Source organism: Albidovulum marisflavi (assembly GCF_025751435.1).
Lineage (GTDB): Bacteria > Pseudomonadota > Alphaproteobacteria > Rhodobacterales > Rhodobacteraceae > Albidovulum > Albidovulum marisflavi.
Map to the genome: position 1 here is coordinate 413,655 of NZ_JAOWKY010000001.1, position 6,346 is coordinate 420,000.

Annotated in this window: 5 protein-coding genes (1 of these 5 running past the window's edge); 1 reads left to right on the plus strand and 4 read right to left on the minus strand. The window is 64.6% G+C overall.

Translation table 11 applies throughout. The annotated features are described in order from the left end of the window. Positions 1–34 precede the first annotated feature (34 nt). Positions 35–757, minus strand: a complete 723-nt coding sequence (pyrF, locus tag OEW28_RS02090; RefSeq protein WP_263733070.1) for an orotidine-5'-phosphate decarboxylase — start codon at positions 755–757, stop codon at positions 35–37. 187 nt (positions 758–944) lie between these two features. Continuing rightward, entirely contained in the window at positions 945–1,187 is a 243-nt protein-coding gene (locus tag OEW28_RS02095; RefSeq protein ID WP_263733071.1) for a hypothetical protein, read from the minus strand. Between the two features lie 384 nt (positions 1,188–1,571). Between OEW28_RS02095 and clpB the strand changes: the two genes are divergently transcribed. Further along, positions 1,572–4,187, plus strand: a complete 2,616-nt coding sequence (gene clpB / locus OEW28_RS02100) for an ATP-dependent chaperone ClpB (RefSeq protein WP_263733072.1) — start codon at positions 1,572–1,574, stop codon at positions 4,185–4,187. Positions 4,188–4,262: 75 nt separating this feature from the next. Here clpB and OEW28_RS02105 read toward each other — a convergent pair whose 3' ends face one another. Continuing rightward, complete coding sequence (locus OEW28_RS02105; RefSeq protein ID WP_263733073.1) at positions 4,263–4,979, minus strand: hypothetical protein; 717 nt, start codon at positions 4,977–4,979, stop codon at positions 4,263–4,265. Between the two features lie 3 nt (positions 4,980–4,982). After that, positions 4,983–6,346, minus strand: partial view of a caspase family protein gene (locus OEW28_RS02110; protein ID WP_263734352.1) — the 3' portion only. Its footprint extends 82 nt past the window's final position; 1,364 of the gene's 1,446 nt are visible here — the last part of the coding sequence; its start codon lies off the right edge, out of view; its stop codon occupies positions 4,983–4,985.

A 6,346-nucleotide genomic window follows, 5' to 3' on the forward strand; every position in this document is an offset into this window, starting at 1 on the left:
CCTCTGCGGTCCGTGACGGGTGATCCGAGGGCGTCTATCGGTTCGGCTGCAGCGCCTGGGGCGAGGCAAGCTCGGCTATCACGGCTTGCGCCGCCGCGCGAGGATCGGGCGCTGTCCAGATCGGACGGCCGACCACGATGTGATCGGCCCCGTCCGCCACGGCCTGTGCCGGTGTTGCGACGCGTTTCTGGTCGCCGAGGGCAGCCCCCGCAGGCCGTACGCCCGGCGTCACGATCAGCCGGCCCTCGGCCTCGGGGATGGCGCGGATCGCCGCAGCCTCGTTCGGGCTGCAGATCACCCCATCGGCCCCCGCTGCGAAGGCGCGGGCCGCGCGTTCGATGACGATGTCGCGGACGTCGCCGGGAACGATCAGTCCTGCGTCGAGGTCAGCCCGGTCGAGCGATGTCAGGATCGTCACCGCAAGGATCTTGAGCTCCTTGCCCGCGGCGCCGGCCTTTGCCGCGCGAACGACATGCGGATCGCCGTGCACCGTCAGGAAATCGAGGTCGAACTGTGCGATTCCGCGCACCGCGGCCTCGACCGTTGCGCCGATGTCGAACAGCTTCATGTCGAGGAAGATGCGCTTGCCGTGTTCCTGCTTCAGCTCGTTGGCCAGCGCCAGCCCGCCGCCGGTCAGCATGCCAAGCCCGATCTTGTAGAAGCCGACGGAGTCGCCCAGCCTGTCAGCCAGTTCCAGTCCGGCGACGGCGTTGGGAACGTCTAGCGCGACGATGAGGCGGTCATCAGGCTGGGTCATCTGGATCTCCCTCGCGGTTTGCGGGGGTTTGGGGCGACATGGCGCGCCTGTCAAGGACCCGACGCAGGCCGAACAGCGGGACGTCGTGAAGATCGGGGTGGATCGCAGCGCGATTTCAGCTCGGGGCGTGGACCCGGAACCGGATGACCAAGCAAGCCGCTCGCGCTTGGTGCCAGTCTGCGACCGATCAGGCCACGCGCCTCGTCTGGCGCAATCCCGGGTTTGCGGCGAAGACCAGCTTCGCCGCGGCAAGCAGGCGGTCGCGCAAGGGCGCGGCGCCGGGTGCCCGGGCGGGGGCCGAAACCGCGATGTCCACCCACGCGACGGCCGCGCCTGAAACGGGTTCGCTGAGCAGCCGAACCAGCGCGTCGACCCTTCCCGCAGTCGACGAGCGACGGGCATGGATGACGCGGGCCGAGAGGATCCGCATCACGATGCCCGGCGACGGCCGGCGCCGAATACCGCGACCTTGCATCGGCCCACATGCAGGCGGGATTGCCATGCGATCGCCGCTAGCTGAGGCGACTCCGCCCGAAACCCGCGGCAGCGAAGAGCATTGATGACGGCGACAGCAGATTTCGCAAGGCTGGACATTGAAGGCTTCCCTCGTGATGTGAGGCGACATTGGGACGGGAGTCTTACGATCGCGTTCACGGGCCGACGGGAAGCGAAGTTTTTTCGGGGCGTTTCGGGCTGTTCCCGGGCGGGGCGCACTTGATGGGCGCGGCCTTGCTTCCCAAGTAATGATCAGGCCCAGGAAGGTGTGCCGCAAAGCGGGCGCCGACGGATGGGTGCTTTGTAAAGGAGTGTGCCGATGAACATGGAAAAGTTCACGGAACGGTCGCGTGGTTTCCTTCAGGCCGCCCAGACCATCGCGATGCGCGAGGGACATCAGCGCGTGATGCCCGAGCATCTGCTGAAGGCTTTCATGGATGATGAGCAGGGGCTTTCCGCCAACTTGATCCGCCGTGCGGGTGGCGCTCCCGAACGCGTCGTCGAAGCGGTCGAGGCCGCGGTCGCCAAGCAGCCCAAGGTCTCGGGAGGCTCTGGCGAGGTCTATGTCGACACGTCGCTGGTGCGGGTGCTGGACGAGGCCGAAAAGATCGCGAAGAAGGCTGGAGACAGCTTCGTTCCGGTCGAGCGCATCCTGATGGCCCTGGCGATGGTCAACACGCGCGCCAAGGACGCGCTGGAGGCCGGCGCGGTGTCGGCCCAGGCGCTGAACGCCGCGATCAACGATATCCGCAAGGGCCGCACGGCCGACTCGGCCTCGGCCGAGGAGGGATACGACGCGCTCAAGAAATACGCGCGCGACCTGACCGAAATGGCCGAAGAGGGCAAGATCGATCCGATCATCGGTCGCGACGAGGAAATTCGCCGCACCATGCAGGTGCTAAGCCGCCGGACCAAGAACAACCCAGTGCTGATCGGCGAGCCCGGCGTTGGCAAGACCGCCATCGCCGAGGGCCTTGCCCTGCGGATCGTCAATGGCGACGTGCCGGAAAGCCTGCGCAACAAGAAGCTGATGGCTTTGGACATGGGCGCCCTGATCGCCGGTTCGAAGTACCGCGGCGAGTTCGAGGAGCGGCTGAAGGCGATCCTGAAGGAAATCGAAGCGGCGGCCGGAGAGGTGATCCTTTTCATCGATGAGTTGCACACGCTTGTCGGCGCGGGCAAGACCGAGGGTGCCATGGATGCGGCGAACCTGATCAAGCCGTCGCTCGCTCGGGGGGAGCTGCATTGCGTCGGCGCAACCACGCTGGATGAATACCGCAAGTATATCGAGAAGGACGCGGCGCTTGCCCGGCGCTTCCAGCCGGTGATGGTCGAGGAGCCGACGGTCGAGGATACGGTTTCGATCCTGCGCGGCATCAAGGAAAAGTACGAGCTGCACCACGGCGTTCGGATCAGCGATTCGGCGCTCGTCGCCGCAGCGACGCTGTCGCATCGCTACATCACCGACCGATTCCTGCCCGACAAGGCGATCGACCTCGTGGATGAGGCCGCATCGCGCCTTCGCATGGAGGTCGATTCCAAGCCCGAGGAGCTGGACGCGCTGGACCGCGAGATCCTGCAGAAGCAGATCGAGGCGGAGGCCTTAAAGAAGGAAGACGACTCGGCTTCGAAGGATCGGCTGGAAAAGCTGGAAAAGGAATTGTCCGAGCTTCAGCAGCGGTCTTCGGAAATGACGGCAAAGTGGCAGGCCGAACGTGACAAGCTGAACGTCGCCCAGTCGCTCAAGGGTGAGCTGGAGCAGGCGCGCAACGAGCTTGAACACGCGAAGCGCGAGGGGAACTTTGGCAGAGCGGGCGAGCTGCAGTACGGCCGCATCCCCGAGATCGAACGCAAACTTGCAGAGGCCGAGACCCAGGAAGACGGGCTGATGGTTGAAGAGGCCGTTCGCCCCGAGCAGATCGCCGAGGTCGTCGAACGCTGGACCGGGATCCCGACTTCGAAGATGCTGGAGGGTGAGCGCGAAAAGCTTCTCAAGATGGAAGAAGAGCTTGGGAAGCGCGTCGTCGGGCAACACGCGGCCGTGGTCGCGGTGTCGAACGCCGTGCGCCGCGCGCGGGCTGGCCTGAATGATGAAAACCGTCCGCTTGGCTCTTTCCTGTTCCTCGGGCCCACCGGCGTCGGCAAGACCGAATTGACCAAGGCGCTTGCCGAATACCTGTTCGACGACGAACACGCGATGGTCCGCATCGACATGTCCGAGTTCATGGAGAAGCATTCGGTCGCACGTCTGATCGGGGCGCCTCCGGGATATGTCGGCTATGACGAAGGCGGCGTCCTGACCGAGGCCGTGCGTCGGCGTCCATACCAGGTCGTCCTGTTCGATGAGGTCGAAAAGGCGCATCCGGATGTCTTCAACGTGCTGTTGCAGGTGCTGGACGACGGCATCCTGACCGATGGCCAGGGCCGCACTGTGGACTTCAAGCAGACTCTCATCGTGATGACGTCGAACCTGGGCAGCCAGGCGCTGAGTCAACTGGCGGATGGTGCGGATGGCGCCCAGGCGCGGCGGGACGTTATGGAGGCCGTTCGGGCGCATTTCCGGCCCGAGTTCCTGAACCGTCTGGACGATCAGATCATCTTCGACCGGCTGACGCGCCCCGATATGGACGGAATCGTTCAGATCCAGTTGCAGCGGCTTGAAAAGCGTCTGGCGCAGCGCAAGATCGCGCTTGATCTTGATCCCGCGGCGCGGACCTGGCTGGCCGACGAGGGCTACGATCCGGTTTTCGGCGCCCGTCCGCTGAAGCGTGTGATCCAGCGCCATCTTCAGGATCCGCTGGCCGAGATGATCCTGGCGGGCGATGTCAAGGACGGCGAGACCGTGCACGTAAGCGCCGGCGCCGAAGGGCTGATCGTTGGCGAGCGGGTATCGAAGTCGTCTCGCCCAAGACCGGAGGACGCGGTCTTGCACTGATGCGAAAGCGCGGGGAGTGATCCCCGCGCTTTTTCCTTGATTGGGCTGTCCGAACTGAAGGTCTCGGACGGAAGATCAGGACGACCGCAGAAGCACCTTGGTCGAATCGATTGCCTGGGCAACCTGCTGATAGTGAACGAGCCTGCGCTCGGAGTTCTCAGCCGAACGCAGAAGGATCGTTTCGGCCTCTTCAAGGACCGCGATCGCCTCGGCGACGGCTCTTTCCTGCGCTTCGGGACTGACGGCGCGCAGCGGCGGCAGCGTCGGGGCCAGAGGCCGGCCGCCGATCGGCGGCGTTACGCGGCCAGAGGACGCGCTTGCGTTCTGCTCCACGATCCGGTCCAGCTTGTCTGCCGCGTCAAGCAGCGCGTCCTTGACGGGCGCATAGTCGCCGCGATTGGGCAATCGGGCTGCCGCCAGAAGCAGCGTTTGCCGGATGCAGTCGATACGGTAGGTGTCATTGATCCACTCGTCCGAGCAGGTTTCCTGCGCTGTGGAAATGACGTCGACGATCTGGTCGGTCGTGTTCTCGGTCACCGGCGTTGCGGGATTGGTCTTCTCGGGCCCGGGCTCCTCGCATCCCCCCTCACCGTCAGAATCGCCGCACTGCGCCCGGAACAGCATCGTGTTGGGTTCGCCCATGATGATTCCGGTGACGCCGATCCCCAGATCGGCCGGCAGCCCCGTCACAGGCGCGGCTTCCACGGCATTCGCGGACAAAAGCACCGACAGAATCGCGCCGGCGCTGGCCAGCCCCCTCAAGCCCCTGATGTGCAACTGAAACCCTCTCATATCTTAACCCTCCGTATTCAATCCGTAGGCGACCCTGACCGCCTTTTGCGTTCCAGGCCCGAAGTCGCCGTCGATCGCGCCTGAATAGAACGAATGTTCAGCAAGTTGTGTCTGCAATGCCTTGCGCGTGTCCAGCGAGAACATGGCCGGGCGCTCGGAAAGCTGCTGAAATACTGCGGCGCTGCCGGACCGCAGCGCCTGATACAGATAGCGTCCGGCATCCGATGGCCCCTTTTGCGGGACAAGGCCGTCGTCGATCAGCGCTGCGAAGTTGAACATCGCCTGCGGGTGCCTGAGGTCCGCGGCCTGTTCGAAATAGGCCAGCGCCCTGAGCGCGTCCCGTTGCAGGCCGAAGCTGCCCTGATAATAAAAGAACCCCATGTCGTTGACCGCGTCCGGAAAACCCTGGTCGGCGGATTTCTGGAAAAGCTCGATCGCGCGGGCGTCGTCCTGGGGGACGCCGATGCCTTTTTCATAGAGCTTCGCAAGTTCGTACTGCGCCTCGGGCGATCCGGCATCGGCGGCGCGCGTGAACAGCGAGGCCGCCTGCGCGGGGTCGAACCCCGATCCACCGGTATCCAGCCGCATGTAGGCCAGCCCCAGCATCGCCCGCGCATCACCGGAATCGGCGAGCGAACGCAATTGGGATTCCTGGTTGGCGCCGAGCGCTGCCCAGGCCACGCGCCGGTCGTCCGTCGCAAGCTGTTCGCGCAGTTCCGGAGACCCTGCCAGATAGAACGGCTGACCCGACAGAGAGCCGTAGGTGTTCGGCTCCTGCAGATTGCGCGTCGCCTCAAGAACCTCGTCCCGCACCTGCCGGAACATCAGGCTGATCTCAAGACCAGGTTCGGCCAGCTTTTCCGACAGGGCCTTGGCAAAGGGGCTGTTGACGCCGTCGCCGTCCAGCGCGACCTGACCGTCGCGGGCCGCGAAGGCAACCAGAGTGCCGCGATCGGGCGAGGGCGGTGCAAGTCCGCCGCCGCGCGACGATCCCGACACTTCGTCACTTTCGCGCAGGATCGAGTCTCCAAGCGGATTGTCCCGGCAACTGTCAAGGATGACGATCCGCATCTTGCGGGCACTGTCGACGACATGCAGGACATCCTTCAGCGAAATCGACTGGCGCTGGACGTCCTTGTTCGACCGCACGTTCACATCGACCGGCAGCAGAAAGTTCTCTCCCGCGACCTCAACGCCGTGACCCGCGAAATAGACAAGCGCCAGGTCGGCGGTTTCCGATCGAAAGGCGAACTTCTCAAGCTCGGCGCGCAATTCCTCCTGGGGGGTGTCGATAAGTGTGGTGACCTCGAATCCGATTCTGTCCAGCGTCGAGGCCAGAAGCCGCGCATCGTTGACCGTATTCGAAA